Source organism: Candidatus Poriferisodalis sp. (genome assembly GCF_965203655.1).
Taxonomy (GTDB): domain Bacteria; phylum Actinomycetota; class Acidimicrobiia; order Acidimicrobiales; family Poriferisodalaceae; genus Poriferisodalis.
The window spans coordinates 220842-237223 of sequence record NZ_CBDBDD010000002.1 but is presented as its reverse complement, the minus strand read 5'-3'; the positions used below and the strand labels follow the sequence as shown (position 1 = coordinate 237223).

Here is a 16382-nt window from a genome sequence, read left to right as displayed (position 1 = left end):
TCGTCGCTACCCGGCGGTCCAGCAGCGGTCTGTCGACGTTGGGGTGGCTGTTGTTGACGGCTGCTGTGGCGGCGTTCACGGCTTCTGCGGTGGTTGCGGTGGGGTCGGTGGTGCGTGATGTGGGTGTGGATGCGGGGAGTTTCAGTGCGCGTTTCCGGGCGGCTCGGATCCATGCGGATTCGTTGACGCGGGAGTGGCGGGCGCACCATCCGACCAGTCAGTTCGAGGCCGATTCGCTGAACCGGCGCTACGGGGAGCGCTGCGCCCGTCTCGGGATCACGTATGCGGACACTGAGGCGCTGCCGTTCTGGAAGCCGGGTGTGCTCGACTCCGGGGGCGGCTGGTACGAGGTACACAAGCTGCCGGTGTGCAGCCTGCGCAACGTGCGTGGGGAACGGGAGCGTTTCGGCTCCCTCCCGGCGGCGCCCGCCGGTTCCGAGGGGTCGGCGATGCGCCAGACCGAGTGAACGTCATCGGCAGGCGCCCCTGGGCCGGCATCGGCGGCGCGGTGCCGACGATGTGCGGGTTCAGCGTGCCGGGTCAGAGCGTCAGGAACTCTTGCGCTCGCATTTTGCTTGGGGCTTGTTGGTGCCCGGGTCCTTCTTGTCGGCGCTGGTGAGGGCGGCTGCGTCTGTGGCATCCCCAGGGTTCTTGTTGGCGGGTCGTTTGAAGGTGGCGTCGACATCGAGGTTGGTGTCGCTGTAGAGGATTTCGAGGCGTTCGCAGCGGGCGGTGAAGTACAGCTCCCATCTCTGCCATGTGTTGAAGCGGGCGTCGTTGACATCGGCCGTGCGTGCTTCGCGGATGACTGTGTCGGCGGCGACGTTGGCTGCGGTGGCGCGTGCGCTGGCGCCGCCGAGCTGTTCGGCGGTGTCGTCGACGACGTTCTGGACGAGCACGACCGCCAGCGCGGCGAGTCCGGCGACGGCAGCCACGATGAGCAGCCATTCCAGCGTGGTGAGGCCGGCTTTGTTCCTGCGGCTGCGGCGCCCGGCACGACGCGACGGATCCGTGGCCTGGTCGGGTGCGGTCGGGGAGTCCTCCGGATGGGCGGTCGGCTGGGTTGTCGTGTATGTGCTCATGTGAGTGTTCCTTTGCTGTGTGGGTCGGCTGTGATGTGGGTTGGTGGGGGGACGGACAGGTCGGTGGGTTGCTCGGGCGGGCGCGCTGCTCGCTGGCCGCGGACGCGGGTCATGGGAGCGGTCCGACGGCGCTGAGGCGGGCGGTGAGGACGAGCCCGGCGCCGAAAGTGAGCGCGGGTGCGCAGCGCACTGCGGTGCCGCGTCCGCGGCGCAGCGTGGCGGCGAGTGCTTGGGGCACCGCGGCGGCGGTGCCGGCGGCGAGGCCCCACCATGGCCACGCCGGTCCCCACCAGCTGAGCAGGAGGCTGTTGACGATGATGAGGCGGATGTCTCCGTAGCCGATCGCGCCGGGCCGGGTGCGGTAGACGACCTCGGTGAGCGCGCCGACGGCGAAGGCGCCGGCGAACGTGGAGAGGCAGCGGCGGGGGTCGCTGAGCGCGAGCGCCGAAGCGCCCAGCAGCGCAGCGATGGCGATGCCCGCGGCCCAGCAGGCCCGCCGGCTGATGACAGCGTGGCGCAGATCGGTCCATGACGCGTGCGCGCCGAGCAGCGCCCACGTGCCCACGGAGGCCCAGACGCCCGCAGCGGCGCTCATTGCTGCTCGCTCTCGCCGAGGTCGCCGGGTGTGTTCTCGACCGGCGCCCGCGTGCCGGCGCGGACGATGACGTGGGCGCCGTGCCCGTGCACTGTGCTGCTCGCGAACAGGCCGCGTATGGGGGCGACGGCGCCGTCGGCTTCGCAGGTGACGTGGGTGGTCACGACGAGGACCCGCTGGGCGTGCTCGGCAGCCGAGCGGGCTTGCTCGAGGTCGACATGGGCTTCGGTGACGAACCCGGCGGTGCCGGGGGCGGGCCGCGGTCCGTTCGCGCAGAGGAGGTCCAGCCCCGGCCGGGTGCCCAGCACTGCTTCTGCGGTGAGTTCGCGTCGCTGGGCGTGGTCGAAGCCGCCGGGATGGGTCGCGCGGCTGTCGGCGCAGCACACTGCAGCGGCGACGGCTGCTTCCTGCGCGGCGAGGCTGGCGACGAGTTCGGCGCGGGCGCCCTGGCCTGCCCACAAAATGAACAGCACCCCCAGCGCGAGCATCGGCGTGAGCGCCATCAGCTCGAGCGAGGCGGTGGATCCGCGTTCGTCGCGTGCTGTGCATCGCATGGGCGCCCCTAGTTGCCGAACGCCGTGCGTGTGGGGAGCGTTTCGGCGAACGACAGCGCTTCGTCGCCGAGCCGCGGCAGTCCTTCGTGCTGCACCGTGTCGAACAGTGCGCCGCAGTCGGGCGGCTCGGCGCTGTCGTCGCCCGCTGGCAGCGTGATGCGCCCGATTGCTTCGCTGCGGATGGTGATGCCGTCCGGCCACACGCGGGCTGTGGCCCAGTCGCGGGTGCCCCAGTCGGCTGCGAGGGCGACATGGGCGGCGTCGGCGATCACGGCTCGGCCGCCTGCGCGGCAGGGCAGACTGGCCCGATGAGTGTCGCTGAGCGCCGTCGAGGCGGCCGATGCCGTGTAGGCGCTGCTGTAGAAGCCCGCGATGGCGGATTCGTCGAAGCCGCGGGCGCCCAGGCCGGCGAGCAGCGACCGCGCGAGGGTCTCGCAGGCGCGCTGCAGGTCTGCGTCGAGCGCGTCGGCGGCCCCGTCCGCGGCGCGGCCGGGGGCAGGGCCGCACTCGGGCGGGAACCAGCTGATGCCGCCGTGGTCGCGGCCTTGGGCGTCGCGCCACCCGGCTGCGAGCGAGGCGAGATTGGCGGCTGCGCTGTCTGCGGAGGCCTGCGCTGCGATCCTTTGCGGCACAGCGGCGGCGGTCACGGCTGCGAGCACGAAGACGGGCGCCATCAGGATCACCAGCAAGGTCACGGCGCCGCCGGTCTCGTCGCTGCGCGGCGGCGGCGGCTCAGCCGACGGCCGGGCACGGGCGCTCACGAGCGGCCTGCTGCTGTCGGGCGCGAGGAGCGTGGCGAGGTGCTGCCGTTGCTGATCCTGTGGCCCGGGATCATCGTGCTGCTGCTGATCCTCGCGGCGCACGCGTTCTTGGTGACGGGCGCCCGGGCGCAGGCCGAGGCCGCGGCGTCCGCGGGCTTGCGTGCGGCGTGGGCCGCGGTCGGCGACGCAGGGCTGGCGCATGCAGACGACGGCAGCGTGTACGCCGGTGCCGATCCGCATCCTGGTGTGTCGTCGATGTCGGCGGCTGCGAACGACGCCGCGGCGCACGCGGCAGGGGCGAGCCCCGACGGGTGGCGTTGGTGGACTCCCGAAGCGGTGACGGTCAGCAGCGATTGGTGCCACAGCGGCGCCGACGCGGGCCTGCGGCCCGGTCCGGGTGCTCCGGGATGGGTGCGGGTGGAGGTGTCGGGCGAGGTGGTCGGCCCCTTCAGCGCCCTGTGGCCCGGCAGGCTCGACCGGGTGCACGCGGCAGCAGCCGGGCCGGCGGTGCTGTCTCCGCTGCCTGATGCGAACGCCCCCGGTGCACAGGACGCGGCCGATCTCAGCGGCGGGCTGCCTGTGGTGCCCGCCGGCCTGCCTGAGTGCTGATCGGCGTTCATCGGGGCGGGCGGCTGATCTGGCACACCCAGCGTCCGCTGGTCTGCGGCGCATCGCCGGGAACGAGCGTGGTCGTGGGGCCAGGCGCGAGCGTCACGGTGGTCGGGGCTGTTGGGTCGGGTGCCGTCGTGGGTGTCGGCTCGGTGGTGGGCGCCGTGGTCGGCGGCGGGGGAGCGATGACGATGGGGACCGTGTTCCAGGTCCAGCTGGCTGCGGCGAGCGTGTCGGGGTAGGCCGATGGGAGGTCTTCGCAGTGGCGCTCGAGCGTCGCCAGGGCTGCTCGTGCGTCGGCCAGCGCGGTGTCGTCGGCGGAGGTCTCGGCGACGATCTGCGGGGCGGTCGCTTCGTCGGAGATGCGGGCAGCGTCGATGCCGGCGTCGATGAGGCGTCCGCCGGCGTCGACGGGGGTGCGGGCGCTTTCGTCGAGGAGGTGCTGGAAGGCGACCGTCATCGCGGCGGCGAAGCCGCCGGCGGCGGCGATGACGAGCAGCCATTCGAGGGTCGCGAGCCCGGCGAGGTCGTGGCGCGGCATCGTTCAGGGGGCCTGGGTGATGATGCCGCCGGTGAGCGACACGAACGGCGGGTAGATCAGGATGGCTGCGAGCGCCAGCGCGACTGCGGTGGCGGGCAGCACGATGATCTGGTTGCGCCGTTCGGCGGCTTCGCGTTCGCGCCCGAGGGTGTCGCGCCACAGGTTGTCGGCTGCGGCGAGCACGGCGTCGGCCATGCGGGTGCCGCGGCGCGCGGCGAGTTCGAAGGCGCCGACTGCGGCGGTGAGGCTTGTGAGGCTGTACCGCTCGACGAGGTCGGCGAGGCCTTCGGCGGCAGGGCGGCGCTCGTTCTGGGCTCGCTGCAGGTGCCGGTGCAGCAGTTTCCATCCGGCTCGGCGGCCGGCTTCTGCGGCGGTCAGCATCGCTGTGTGGGGGTCTGTGCCGGCGCTGACCTGCTGAGCGGCGAGCACGATCCACAGCCGCACGACTTGGTCGAGTTCGGCCCGGGCGCGGCGGGCGGCATCGCGGACGCTCTGGGCCGGCAACTGCCATCCCGCGACCGTGACCAATGCCACGGCGAGCACTGCGGCGACCGGCGTGGCGGTCCACAGGGCTGCAGCAACAGCACCGACGACTAGGCCGCCGACGAGACCAGCCGCACGCTGCGCCGCATAGATGCGCGGCGTGACCCCGGCAAGCCGCAGGTCGGCCCGGCGGCTCTGCCTCGGCTGGGGCAGCAGCCCCAGCATCGCCTCCGCGGTGCGCCGCCGCGCCGGACGCTCCCGCGGGGCAGCAACAGCCGCGATGGCGAGAGCGGCGCCTGCCGTGAAGACGCCTGCAGCGAGCAGTACCAACGCGGTCGTGCTCACAGCGGTTCCCGGGCGCGCCCGCGCCGTTTGGGATCGACCAGGACCGACGGGTCAGCGCGCACGACTGAATGGCGCACCAGGAATGCGGTGGCGCCCAGCAGCACGAAGGCGATGAGCATGAGCACGGCTTGGCCGGTGGGGGTGCGGTAGGGCTCGAAGTAGGCGGGGTTGTTGCGGTACATGAGCGTGATCACGCCGCTGGCCAGTGCCAGCAGCGCGATGGTCTGCGTCCACAGCTGCACGACGGCTTCGGTGCGGGTGCGGTGCAGGGCGACGATGTCGCCGATGCGCCCGGCGAGCTCTCCCAAGGGTCCCGCCAGCGACCCGCCGGAGGTCGCGGCGACCCGCAGCCCCGCGGCAACCTCGGGTTCCCAGGTCTGCCCGGCCGCGGCGAGTTCGCCGGTCGCCGCGCTGAGGCCGGCGAGGCGCGCAGTGCGGGCTGTTCGGGCGACGGTGTCGGCGATCTGGGGCGGGGCGTGGGAGGTGCTGGCGGCCAGAGCGTCGCCGAGCCCCGCACCGGACCGGGCCAGTTCGGCAATCTGACGCGTCCAGGTCTGCCACGCCACCGCCTCGGCGGTATGGCGCCGCCGCTGGGCCGGCGCTGCGACGAACGGCGGCAGCAGCAGCCCGAGGCCCCCGGCGAGCACTGCCATGCCCCACAGCCGCGTCGCCGCGAACCCCCCGGCGGCGCCGCACGCCGCGGCCACGCCCTGGATGATCCACAACCGCCGGCTAGGGCCCAGTCCCGACCTCGCAGGCACCGGCGAGCTGCGCGCCGAATGCGCTGCGGCAGCGGCGCTGGACTCAGGCTGCGCGTCGCCGCCCGGCGCGGGGGAGGCATCATGCCGCCTACGGGCCCGCCCCCCGATCACGCCGGTTCCGGCCAGCGCCGTCACTGCCGCGCCGGCTGCGAACAGCAGCCCGAACCACACAGCGCCGGTCATGGCCGGCGAGACTCGCTGGGCCACGCGGCGGTGTCGGCGCCGCCTTCGGCGAGCCGTTCGGCCAGCTCGGGGCTGCGCGGACGGCCGGTCATGATGAGCGGGTCTGCGCGGTTGGGTCGGGCGAAGATGTCGTGGACGTCGAACCGGTCGTCGGGAGCGCCGAGCACCTCGGTGATCTGGCGGATGCCCCGGAACCCGGTGCGCGGGTCGCTGCCCATGTGGACGACGAGATGGATCACGTCGGCTGCTTCTTGGATCAGCGCCGACTGCGCTCCTGCGAGGCCCGAGCTGAGGCAGTAGCGGACGATGCGGGCGAGGGCTTGGCGGGGCGACGACGCGTGGATGGTGGCCATGGAGCCGTCCGAGCCGGTGCCGCATGCGGACAGGAACGTCGCCGCTTCGGGTCCGCGCAGCTCCCCGACGATCACCCGGTCCGCGCCTGAGCGCAGCGAGCGGCGGGCGAGCTCGGTCATGCCGATCTCGCCCTCGCCGTCGCTGTTGGGCTCGCGTGTCTCGGCCGCGAACACGTAGGGGTGCGTGTCGCCCAGGAACAGCTCGAAGGTCTGCTCGAGGGTGCACACGATCTCGGTCGGGCCGATCTCGCCGAGCAGCGCGCGCAGCAGCGTGGTCTTGCCGGAGCCGAGCGCGCCGCAGATCAGCACGTTCGCGGGCGCAGGCGGCCGCACCGCGGCGGCGAGGAACTCTGCGGCCTCGTGCGTCAGCGACCCTGCGGCGACGAGATCGTCGAGCCGCACGATGCGGTGGCGGTGGCACCGCACGGTCAGGTACGGCTGCCCGCACACCTCCATCGCCGCGAACACCCGCTCGCCGCTGCGCAGCCGCAGATCCAGCAGCGGCGCCGACTGGTCGAATCGGCGGCCCGTCTGGCCGTGAGTGACGGCGAGGTGCGCGACGAAGCTGATCATCTCCTCGGCATCCGCGAACAGCCCCCCGATGGCCTCCTGGCGGCCGCCGACGAGGCCCAGCACCCCTGTGTGGGGGCCGAACAGCCAGATGTTCTCCACGTCGTCGCGTCGCAGGTACCGCTCCAGCGGACCAGTGCCGAGCAGTGCTTCGAGCCGGCTTCGCAGCCACGACAGCTCGTCGTCGCTCAGCGACTCGCCGCGTGCGTCGAGCGCTTCGGCCTCCCGCGCCCGGGTGATGTCCTCGGCGATCTGTCGGCATGCGTCCGCCACCGCCGGCAGCGGCTCGGCCGTGCTCAGCCGGCGCTCCTGAACCCGCGGCAGCACCTCGTCCCAGATCGCCGCCGCCAAGCTCATCGCCGCGCTCCGGTCGCCGCAGATGCCGACACGTCGGTGCGGGGCGGCTCCGGCGGGCTGTCGGCAGGACGGTGTGCCCACGGCAGCCCGTTGGTGCTCGCTGTGTCCAGCGACCGGCCGGCCGAGAGCTCTGCGCGACGGCGCAGATGGCCCGAGGCGGCGCCCAGGGCGTCGAGCGCGGCTCGGTCCCGCCTCCTCGCACGACCGCCCAGCAGCGCCGACTCGCTCACCGGCCCGAGCCGGCCGACGACCGGCAATCCCGCAGCAGCGCTCGCCGGCCGCGGACTCTCCGTGTCGCCTGCGCTGGCGTACACCAGCGTCAACGGGTCGGGATCGAAGCGCAGCCAGAACGCACCGAGCACGCCGCGCAGCCCGCCGGGCGGCGCAGTGCCCGCCGCAGGCGACAGCGTCACCTGCAGCGCTGCTGCGCGCGTCAGCGCCGCATAGGGCTCGGCGCCGGATCCGGGCATCGACACGATGACCGCCCACCGGCCGCCGAGTGCGGCGACCGCGTCGGCGCGTTCGGCCAGCCACGCCGCCGAGCGGCGGGCGCCGGCGGGATGGCCGGGTGCCCCCAGCAGCAAGACCGAGCCGCTCCCGTCGGCGGGCAGCGCCCAGCAGTGGGCCGGCACGCTGCGCTTGTCGAGGGGGGTGCGTGCTGCGATCAGCGACGGCAGGCCCCGCTGCGCGGCCGGCACCCCAGTCCGGGTCGCCGCGCTGATGCGCCTGGCGAGGCCGGTGCCGTGCGCGTCGGCGTCGATCACCAGCACGTCGCGGCCCGCTCGTGCCCACGAACGGGCGACGCCCACCGCGAAGGCGCCCGTGTCGAGCGTCCCCGCAGCGGGCTCCGGCGCGTCCGCGTCGGGGTCGCCGCCGGCGCGTACGGCGAGCATCAGCCCTGCTCCCATGCCCGCCGCCACCGGTCGTTGAGCTCGGCGGCGACGGCGTCGGTGTCGGAGCCCTCGGTGACGCGCAGCACCATCGGCGCCGCTCCGAGCCGCTGGGTAAGCGTCCTCCACCACACCCACTCGGCGGGCTCGGCCCACACGCCGAGCATGCCGTCGCGGTAGTGGTCGAGCCGCACCGCCCGCAGCACCGACCGAGGCCTGCCGCCGCCCGCGCCGTCGGCAGGCGCGCCGGGGTCGACCAGCAACGCCAGGTCGCCTTCGGTGATCGCCGATGCGGCCAGGCTCAGGTCGAGCGCGATGATCGCCTCCAGCTCGCCCGGCGAGGCTTGTGCGCGCCATTCGTCGCCGAAGGGATGCAGCGCTGCGGCCTCCTGCTCATAGGAGGCCGCCCACAGGCTGTCCAGATCGGCGGCCAGCGCGGCGGCGTCGCCGCCGAGCGGCACCGGCAGCACCATCGGCGGCGCGCCCAGCTCCGCGGGCAGCGCCCGCCACCGCACCCACTCCCCAGGCGGCACGAACAGTCGCATGGCCGAGCCGTCGAAGGACGTGAGCTCGAGCGAGCGGATCACCGACCGGGGCCGCCCCGCCCGCTCACGCGACGGCGCCACGCCGGGGTCGACCAGCAGCACCGTGTCGCCCTCGCTCACCCCCGACGGCGCCAGGCTCGCATCGAGCGGGACCACCACCTCGAGTGCGTCCCCGAACGCACCGGCGGACGGCTCGACGAGCAGATGCGCCCCGAGCAGCGACCCCGCCGGCACATCAGCCGACACAGCGAGCCCGGCCAGCGCCTCGGCCGCCTCCGCTGTCCACGCGATGTGCGGGACGTCGCCGAGCAGCACCCGTGCGGGCGCCAGATCGGCAGCGCTGAGCACGTGGCCCTCAGCCAGATCGCGGGCTGCGACCACCGCGGGGACGCGCTGGTCGAACGCGTCGGCCGTCGCCCAGAACCCCGTGACGCTGGCCGCCATCAGCGCCACCCCGCCCAGCCCCCACAGCGTCCGCTTCGCCGCGCGCGGCAGCCGCCGCCGGGTCCGCGCCGGCGCTGCCGCGCCGACGGTCCGCGCCCCCGCGGGCGGCACCTGGGCCCCTTCAGGCATCAGGGCAGGCAATGGTGCGGGCGCGGTCCACAGCGGGCCTGCGCCGGTCGGGGTTGTTGACGGCGATGCGGTGCGGGGTTAGCGTGCCCCGCTCATGACCCGCCTCCGCCGACAGTCCGCCCAAACGGGGGGGGGGGGGTCCCGGAAATCGCCCGCCCCGCCGCGCGAACCGACCGGGCCGGCTGGGCTGGGCGTCGCGGCTGGCGGTCGCGACGCTGGTCGCCTCCTCGGTGATCTCGGGCGTGGGCGCCGTGCCCTGGCTGGAGCGCTCCGATGCTGACGGCGACGGCGCCGAAGAGCTCGGCGTGGAATGGAACAGCCTCGCCGCCGAAGCAGGCGCAGCGGCAGCGTCGGGGGCGCCGGGTCTGAGCTGCCCCGATGGCATGGTGCTCGACGACGGGCTGTGCAAGACGCCCAAAACCGAGACCGTGCCCGTCACGCAAGTCTGCCCCCAGGCCGGCGACGGCTACGTGCCGGTCAGCGACATCGGCGAGCACGGGGAGTCTCATAGCTGCCAGAAGACCGTACCGGCGCACTGTGTGGGCGGCAAGGTGCTCCACGAGGGCAAGTGCCGGACCGCCACCGTCGAGCACGAGCCGGCGACGTGGGTCTGCACCGCCGGCACGCCGGTGACGAGCTCGGGCGATCACGGGGTGGCCCGCAACTGCGAGATCGCGCTCGACACGCCGACCTGCTCGGGCAAGCAGATCTATCGCACCAGTCCGCGCGAGGGCTGCTATGTGAGGAACGTGTCCTATGAGACCAAGCCGCACAGGCACAGGTGCCCGCCGGGTTATGCGCAGGGCCACGACGGGATGGCCGCGACGTGCACCATGACGGTGTCGCCGCCGCAGTGCCCTGCCGAGCAGACGTACCGGACGTCGCCGAGCCGGGGCTGCTATGAGCAGGAGGACTACTACAGGACCAAGCCGTACCGGTACCGGTGCCCGTCGGGGTATTCGCAGAGCCACGACGGGTTCGCCGCGACGTGCGTCAAGACCGTGCCGCCGTATTGCGCCGGCGGCGAGACATACCGGACGTCGCCGCGGCGGGGCTGCTATGAGCAGGAGGACTACTACAGGACCAAGCCGTACCGGTACCGGTGCCCGTCGGGGTATTCGCAGGGCCATGACGGATTCGCCGCGACGTGCGTCAAGACCGTTTCGCCGTATTGCGCCGGCGGCGAGACGTATCGGACGTCGCCGAGCCGGGGCTGCTATGAGCCCCGGGACTACTACCGGACCCGTGGCTATGAGTGGACGTGCAGCCAGGGCACGCGGGTGACGGCATCGGGCGATCACGGCGTGTCCTATTCGTGCAGGATCGCTGTGAGCCCGCCGACGTGCCCGAGCGGGCAGACCTATCGCACGTCCCCGGCCGCGGGCTGCTACAACAAGGAGAGCTATCGCAACTCGCGGCCGTACCGGTATTCGTGCCCGGCGACCTACACGCTGCAGACCTCGGGGATCGCCTGGTCGTGCACCAAGACCGAGACCTACCGCAAGCGGGTGTGCGCGTTCGACCCGATCGCCGGACAGCAGTGCTGGTACGAGAACCGCACCCGCACGCTGACAAAAGCGGCGACGCGGACGTGCCCGTCGGGATACTCCCCCGACGGGACCGGCTGCACCGCCGACACGGCGTCGACCCGGTGGAAGCGCACCCGCAGCACGCCCACGAAGCACCGCTACGAGGCGGCGGCCAAGTCGTGCCCGTCGGGCTACTCCGACAACGGCGCTTTGTGCCGGTCCGACACGGCGTCGCAGCGATGGAACAAGACGACCAGACAGCCGATCACCACGCTGACCCGCCCCGCCGTGCCCTACTGCGACACAGGATTCTCCGACAACGGCAGTCTGTGCCAGTCCGACGCGGCGTCGCAGCGATGGAACAAGACGACCAGACAGCCGATCACCACCCTGACCCGCCCCGCCGTGCCCTACTGCGACAGCGGCTACACCGACAACGGCGCTGTGTGCCAGTCCGACACGGCGTCGCAGCGATGGAACAAGACGACCGGACAGCCGATCACCACCCTGACCCGCCCCGCCGTGCCCTACTGCGACAGCGGCTACACCGACAACGGCGCTGTGTGCCGGTCCGACGTCGCCACGGTCACCTGGGACCGCACCGACAGGGCGCCCGCCAAGCACCGCTACGAGCCGGCGAAGCCCCGCTGCGCCACAGCAGGCTTCGAGTACTCCGCGACGGCGACCCGCTGCGAGAAGACCGCCTACACCGACCCCACCGAGCCGCGCACCAAGCACGTCGGCCGCCCGCCGGTGCCGACATGCCCCCACGGCTATGACGCCGCCGGCGCAGGCCGCTGCGAGCGCACCGTGCTCGGCGACCCCACCCGCGTGCCCGACGGCGCCGAGTGCATCGACCACCTCGGCACGCTGGGGGCGGGCACCGTGACGCGCAGCGGCACGCTGGTGGCGGGCACGGTGACCCCCAGCGGCAAGCGGGCGTCGGGCTGCGCGTCGCTGCGGCGAGGCGACGCCCAGTCGCCGCACTGGGCGCGCCGGTACTCGCTGTACGTGTCCGCGGCGTCGACTGCGACGGTCACCGCGTCGTCGGCGGCGGCTGACGTGTTCGTCTATGTGCTGTCGGGCACGGACGCCAGCCTCGTCGTGGAGGGCTCCGACGACGACTCGGGCCCCGGCACCGACGCCGAGGCCTCCGGCGTGGCCCTGGAGGCGGGCGTGCTGTACACGATCGAGGTCACCACCTCAGCGGACCGCGTCACCGGCGCGTTCACGCTCGCCGTCACCACCGCGCTCGGCGAGCCGCCGGTGGCCATCAGCGGCCTCGCCGACGCCGAGGCGACCGGACGCGGCACCCTCACCGCCGCCGACAAATTCACCGTCGAGCCCGCCGACGCGGCCTGCACCGCCACCGCTGCGGGGGTCACTCCGTCGGTGGCCAAGACCGCCACGCCCGCCGAGCGCACCGTGAGCGTGACGCTGACGGCGCCGTTCAGCCACGAAGTCACCGTCGCCTGCGACGCGCCGCGTCGGACCGCCACCTCTGTGAGGGTGACCCTGACCGGGCGCCTGCCGGAAGTGTCGGTGACCGGCTTGGACGACTCGGTGCCCGTCGGCAGCGCGAGCTACGCGCTGGACACCTTCACCGTCAACCCCGCCACAGCGCGCTGCACCGCCACCGCTGCGGGCCGCGGGGCGGGCACGCCGTGGGTGAGCAGCCTGTCCGCCACGCGCACCGTGCTGGTGCGCCTCGGCCCCGGCGGCGCTGCGGAGGTCACGGTGACCTGCACCGCCGCGGGCTACAGCCCCGGAACAGCCAAAGCCGTGTTCTCCGCCGAGCCCCGCCCCCAGATCGGCACCGTCGCCGCCAAGTTCGCACCCGCCGACGCATGCACCACAACAGCAGCGGCCCAACACGCCGACGCCGCTCACAGCTGCACCCTCGCCCAAGGCAGCACCCTCACCGTCACGCTCACCTCCACCGCCGACCACGCCACGATCGCCACAAGCTGGGACACCACCGGCGGCGTCGCCGCCACGCCCGGGAAGGCACGAGCGGCGACGCCGGTCATCGGCCCCGACAACGCCGCCACCGGCGACTGGCAGGCCACCCACACCGCCACACTCGCCTGCACCGCCCACGGCGCCGCCACCGCCACGGTCACCGCCGGCCGGCACCCCGCCGACGACACCCACACCACACGCATCGGCATCGACTGCAGACAGCAAGTCCGCATCAGCGGCCTCGACGACGCCACCGGCTACAGCACTACAGGCGCCAAAGCCACGGTCAGCGACGCGTTCACCGTCGAGCCCGCCACCGCCCACTGCACCGCCGCGCCCACAGGCACTGTCACCGCCCCCGACCCCCGCCGCCCAAAGGAGCGACTGCTCAGCGCACAGATCACCGCCGGCACCACCACCACCGTCACCGTCACCTGCACCAACAACGACCGCGCCGACGGAACCGCCGAGGTCGATCTGACCGCGGCGGTGCCGCGGGTGACCTCGGTGGCGGTCACCGCGGACTCGGGCGGGTCGTGTGCCGTGTCGTCGGCGCCGCTGCCTGCGGGCGCGGACGCGGCGTACCGGTGCACGGCGACGCGCGGCGCCGATCTGGTGGTGTCGGTCGCGGCGGACGCGAACACGAACGGGCCGTCGCTGGGATGGGATGCCAGCGGCGCGGTGCGGGTGGTGCGCAGCGCTCAGGATCGGCGTGCTGTTCCGCTGATCGCGCCGGGAGGGTCGCTGAGCGGCTGGCGGCGTACCGGCACTGCGACGCTGAGCTGCGCCGCCGGCGGCGCTGCGACGGTCACGACAGCCCTGCCGGGCGCGGCCGACTATGTGACCCGGGTCGATGTCTCCTGCGGGCAGCGGGTGCGCATCGGCGATCTCGACGACACAGCCGCTGCGGGCACTGCGACGGCGGCCGTGTCGGACACGTTCGCGGTCACGCCCGCCGCGGCGCGGTGCACCGCGACAGCGACCACGGGCACGCCGGTCGTGTCGGCTGGTGTGGGCGGGGTGCGCGCTGTGCGACTCGACGTGAGGGTGGGGGCGTCTGCTGTGGTGACGGTCACCTGCACCCACAGCGGCCACGACCCCGCCACGGCGACAGCGACGTTCGCTGCCACCCCAGCAGGCGGCTGCGGCGACCCGCTCGGAACGCTGGGCGTCGGCAGCGTGACGCGCAGCGGCACGATCGCCGCCGATGCGGCGTGCATCTCGCCTCAGCGCGTGCGCGACGGCGGCGACGCCAAGCGGTACTGGGCGCGCCGTCACACCTTCACGCTGGCCGCCCCGGCGAAGGTCACCGTCGACGCCGGCTCGCCGACACGACGCGGCCTGGACGCCTATGTGGTGCTGCTGGAGGGCCACAGCAGCGACGGCACCGGCACCGTGGCAGGCCGCGACAACAACTCAGGACCCCGCCGCGACGCCCGCCTGGCCGCGCTGGCGCTGCCCGCAGGCGACTACACCGTCGAGGTCACCACCGCCGGCAAACGCCGCACCGGCAACTACCGGCTGCAGGTCACCACAGCGGCCGCCCCCACGGCTTGCACCGACGACCTGGGCACGCTGGCCGCGGGCCGCTACACACGCACCGGCACCATCACCGACGCCTGCGTGTCCACACGCCGCGGCACCCCCACGGCCCGGCCCGGGGCGCGCTGGCACACCTTCACGCTGGCCGCCCCCGCCTGGGTCGACATCGACCTCGCCGCCGCAGCCGCCAGCCCCCTGGACCCCTACCTGGCGCTCATCGGCGCCGACAACGGCACACCCACCGTCATCGAGCAAGACGACAACAGCGGAACCGGCAACACAGCACAGATACAAGGCCGGTATCTCGAAGCCGGCACCTACACCGTCGAGGTCACCGCCGCAGCTGCGACCGGCACCACCGCCGCCGGCGACTACACCCTCACCGTCACCGTGCCCATCCACGGCCTCGCCCAGTCATACGACGCCACCGTCGACGAGCAAACCACCATCAACTTCACCTACTGGCCCACCAACGCAAGAATCGACGCACAGTCGGCGGAACTACTGACAGAACCAGCGGGACGAAATGGAAAGGGATCGGTCACCGCTACGCCGACGGTCGTGAAACAGCACTCGGTCTCGGTGTTGTTGACCACCAGTTCGGCTGCGAACGGCGAAACTTCTTCTAGGTATTATCAGCGCAGTTCCTCGCCTTCGGCGACGTCCACCAGGGTGTTCCCTTCAGGACTTGGCGCTGGCTGTCCGGATGGCAAAGTACTGAGTGAGGTCAATGGGATCCTGTGCGTGAATCCTAGGACTCAACCGCTGCCAGCGAAGCTTCATGAGGTGGTGCCCGATCCAAGCAGCGGTGTCAAGTACCGGGGTCCGTACCTAGTGACGCCGGGTGCCCTTAGAGGTATCAGCCACGCATCTGCGCGGGCGCTCAATCCGTACGGCACGACTTGCGGCATCACCGTACATGAGCTGACGGCGCTTCTTTTGGGTATCGGATTCCGGGAAATACCCAACAAGGTCTGGGTTGACACGAATGAGAACGGCGATGACGACGGCCCGGTCGACGACAACGGCAAGGAGTTCGAACGTGAGAACGCCCGTTACGACGCGAGATCGCTGATGACGCTGTCGCGCAAAGACCACAAATGGACGCCTGTCGGCGCAGGTGAAGACAATTCGCGGCTGTACTCGAACGACTCGCTTACCGATGGCCCATCGCGGGCGTTCTGGCACCCCGGTGTGGGAATGTGGCAGATCGATAAGTTCAGTTCGACAGACCTGAATCACGGCCAGCGGGCATCCACTCGGTTCGGGGCTCTCCGGGTCGCCCAAGTGTTACTCAACGCGTATTGCGGGCCGTCATCAGCGCCGCTCCCGGAGCCTTCGCTCAAGGAGTTGACCAATCTGATGTCCAAACAGTGGCACGCGTGTAGGCACCTCGGTGAGGAGAACCTCTGCTGGATAACGAAGAAGAACCTGATGCTCCACAACGATGATCTGTTCGTGCGGGTCAGCGCCAATGCGGACGATGACAGCACCATCGGCGGTGCCTTAGCCCGGAATTGCAGATGGAATACCCAAGACGGTCGGTCGCCTACTGCCCCTCTTGCGTGCTACTTCTACGACACGGCACATCCGGAAGGAGCCGTGCATAACAGCTTGCCATACGGGCATAAGTCCAAAGCGGCCCGTGAGGACTGGATGGACAAGAGCAGTCCGTATGCGGCACCGTTTGTTTCTCTGAATTACCAAAAGGGTAGGTTTGCCGTTTTTCCGAAGTCGTTGCTGCCGGGTTCAACCAAAACGCTGATCAAGCGGGTTCCCCTGAACCCTCGTCCTGGCAGAGATGCGACGACGGAGAAGATGTTCCAAGTTCGCCGAATAACGCACACGACATGGCACGAGAACGATCATTTCGACGGGCTCCAACTGGAGATGCTGATCTGTATCCGTCGTGCGCGTTCCTATTTCCCGTTGTGCGATTGGGTCAGTGTCAATGCCGACTCAGGATCGGTGGGTGGCAGTTTTGGCACACGTATCGCTCCCCAAAGAGGCCGCTGAGGCTGCCACATGTTCTTTCGTCGGCGTTCCTTCCTGTCCGTCGTTGCCGCGGCCACGGTCGTGGCGGGCGGGCTGTGCTTATGGTTTGTCGTGCCTCGTGCTAAGACGGTCGAGACGCCAGATTCAGCACC

General features: G+C 71.9%; 13 protein-coding genes. 3 read left to right on the top strand and 10 right to left on the bottom strand.

Annotated features, from left to right (window positions below):
• The first annotated feature begins 53 nt into the window (after positions 1 to 53).
• The gene (locus tag ACOGW9_RS01445) at positions 54 to 467 is read left to right on the top strand and encodes a hypothetical protein (RefSeq protein ID WP_419907688.1); all 414 of its coding nucleotides are present in this window, start codon (positions 54 to 56) and stop codon (positions 465 to 467) included.
• Positions 468 to 548: 81 nt separating this feature from the next.
• On the opposite strand, the gene ACOGW9_RS01440 is transcribed toward ACOGW9_RS01445, so the two are convergent.
• The 4 genes from ACOGW9_RS01440 to ACOGW9_RS01425 form a co-directional block, all read right to left on the bottom strand.
• On the bottom strand, positions 549 to 1082 hold the full coding sequence (locus ACOGW9_RS01440) for a hypothetical protein (RefSeq protein ID WP_419907686.1): 534 nt from the start codon (positions 1080 to 1082) through the stop codon (positions 549 to 551).
• A gap of 109 nt (positions 1083 to 1191) precedes the next feature.
• A complete protein-coding gene (locus tag ACOGW9_RS01435) occupies positions 1192 to 1677 on the bottom strand; it encodes a prepilin peptidase (protein ID WP_419907684.1) in 486 nt (161 codons plus the stop codon).
• Positions 1674 to 2231: a hypothetical protein gene (locus ACOGW9_RS01430; RefSeq protein WP_419907682.1), complete on the bottom strand. Its 558-nt coding sequence runs from the start codon at positions 2229 to 2231 to the stop codon at positions 1674 to 1676. The genes ACOGW9_RS01435 and ACOGW9_RS01430 overlap by 4 nt, the downstream gene beginning before the upstream one ends.
• 8 nt (positions 2232 to 2239) lie before the next feature.
• A complete protein-coding gene (locus ACOGW9_RS01425) occupies positions 2240 to 2992 on the bottom strand; it encodes a hypothetical protein (RefSeq protein WP_419907680.1) in 753 nt (250 codons plus the stop codon).
• A gap of 39 nt (positions 2993 to 3031) precedes the next feature.
• Here ACOGW9_RS01425 and ACOGW9_RS01420 point away from each other — a divergent pair, with 39 nt between their 5' ends.
• A complete protein-coding gene (locus tag ACOGW9_RS01420) occupies positions 3032 to 3601 on the top strand; it encodes a hypothetical protein (protein ID WP_419907678.1) in 570 nt (189 codons plus the stop codon).
• A gap of 7 nt (positions 3602 to 3608) precedes the next feature.
• Here ACOGW9_RS01420 and ACOGW9_RS01415 read toward each other — a convergent pair whose 3' ends face one another.
• The 6 genes from ACOGW9_RS01415 to ACOGW9_RS01390 are packed head-to-tail and all read right to left on the bottom strand — an operon-like array spanning position 3609 to position 9202.
• On the bottom strand, positions 3609 to 4142 hold the full coding sequence (locus ACOGW9_RS01415; RefSeq protein WP_419907676.1) for a hypothetical protein: 534 nt from the start codon (positions 4140 to 4142) through the stop codon (positions 3609 to 3611).
• 3 nt (positions 4143 to 4145) lie between these two features.
• Positions 4146 to 4970, bottom strand: coding sequence for a hypothetical protein (locus ACOGW9_RS01410; protein ID WP_419907674.1), 825 nt, complete (start codon positions 4968 to 4970; stop codon positions 4146 to 4148).
• Positions 4967 to 5914, bottom strand: coding sequence for a type II secretion system F family protein (locus ACOGW9_RS01405; protein WP_419907672.1), 948 nt, complete (start codon positions 5912 to 5914; stop codon positions 4967 to 4969). Before ACOGW9_RS01405 ends, ACOGW9_RS01410 begins: the two co-directional genes overlap by 4 nt.
• Positions 5911 to 7194, bottom strand: a complete 1284-nt coding sequence (locus tag ACOGW9_RS01400) for a CpaF family protein (RefSeq protein ID WP_419907670.1) — start codon at positions 7192 to 7194, stop codon at positions 5911 to 5913. Before ACOGW9_RS01400 ends, ACOGW9_RS01405 begins: the two co-directional genes overlap by 4 nt.
• A complete protein-coding gene (locus tag ACOGW9_RS01395) occupies positions 7191 to 8102 on the bottom strand; it encodes a hypothetical protein (RefSeq protein WP_419907668.1) in 912 nt (303 codons plus the stop codon). The genes ACOGW9_RS01400 and ACOGW9_RS01395 overlap by 4 nt, the downstream gene beginning before the upstream one ends.
• The gene (locus ACOGW9_RS01390; protein ID WP_419907666.1) at positions 8087 to 9202 is read right to left on the bottom strand and encodes an SAF domain-containing protein; all 1116 of its coding nucleotides are present in this window, start codon (positions 9200 to 9202) and stop codon (positions 8087 to 8089) included. Before ACOGW9_RS01390 ends, ACOGW9_RS01395 begins: the two co-directional genes overlap by 16 nt.
• Positions 9203 to 9444: 242 nt before the next feature.
• Here ACOGW9_RS01390 and ACOGW9_RS01385 point away from each other — a divergent pair, with 242 nt between their 5' ends.
• Positions 9445 to 16251, top strand: a complete 6807-nt coding sequence (locus ACOGW9_RS01385; RefSeq protein WP_419907664.1) for a hypothetical protein — start codon at positions 9445 to 9447, stop codon at positions 16249 to 16251.
• The last annotated feature ends 131 nt before the right edge of the window (positions 16252 to 16382 follow it).

Excerpts from the sequence above, each read along its gene's own strand:
- ACOGW9_RS01440 (WP_419907686.1), bottom strand. The coding sequence starts at position 1,082 with ATGAGCACATACACGACAACCCAGCCGACCGCCCATCCGGAGGACTCC.
- ACOGW9_RS01435 (WP_419907684.1), bottom strand. The coding sequence starts at position 1,677 with ATGAGCGCCGCTGCGGGCGTCTGGGCCTCCGTGGGCACGTGGGCGCTG.
- ACOGW9_RS01430 (WP_419907682.1), bottom strand. The coding sequence starts at position 2,231 with ATGCGATGCACAGCACGCGACGAACGCGGATCCACCGCCTCGCTCGAG.
- ACOGW9_RS01415 (WP_419907676.1), bottom strand. The coding sequence starts at position 4,142 with ATGCCGCGCCACGACCTCGCCGGGCTCGCGACCCTCGAATGGCTGCTC.
- ACOGW9_RS01405 (WP_419907672.1), bottom strand. The coding sequence starts at position 5,914 with ATGACCGGCGCTGTGTGGTTCGGGCTGCTGTTCGCAGCCGGCGCGGCA.
- ACOGW9_RS01400 (WP_419907670.1), bottom strand. The coding sequence starts at position 7,194 with ATGAGCTTGGCGGCGGCGATCTGGGACGAGGTGCTGCCGCGGGTTCAG.
- ACOGW9_RS01395 (WP_419907668.1), bottom strand. The coding sequence starts at position 8,102 with ATGGGAGCAGGGCTGATGCTCGCCGTACGCGCCGGCGGCGACCCCGAC.
- ACOGW9_RS01390 (WP_419907666.1), bottom strand. The coding sequence starts at position 9,202 with ATGCCTGAAGGGGCCCAGGTGCCGCCCGCGGGGGCGCGGACCGTCGGC.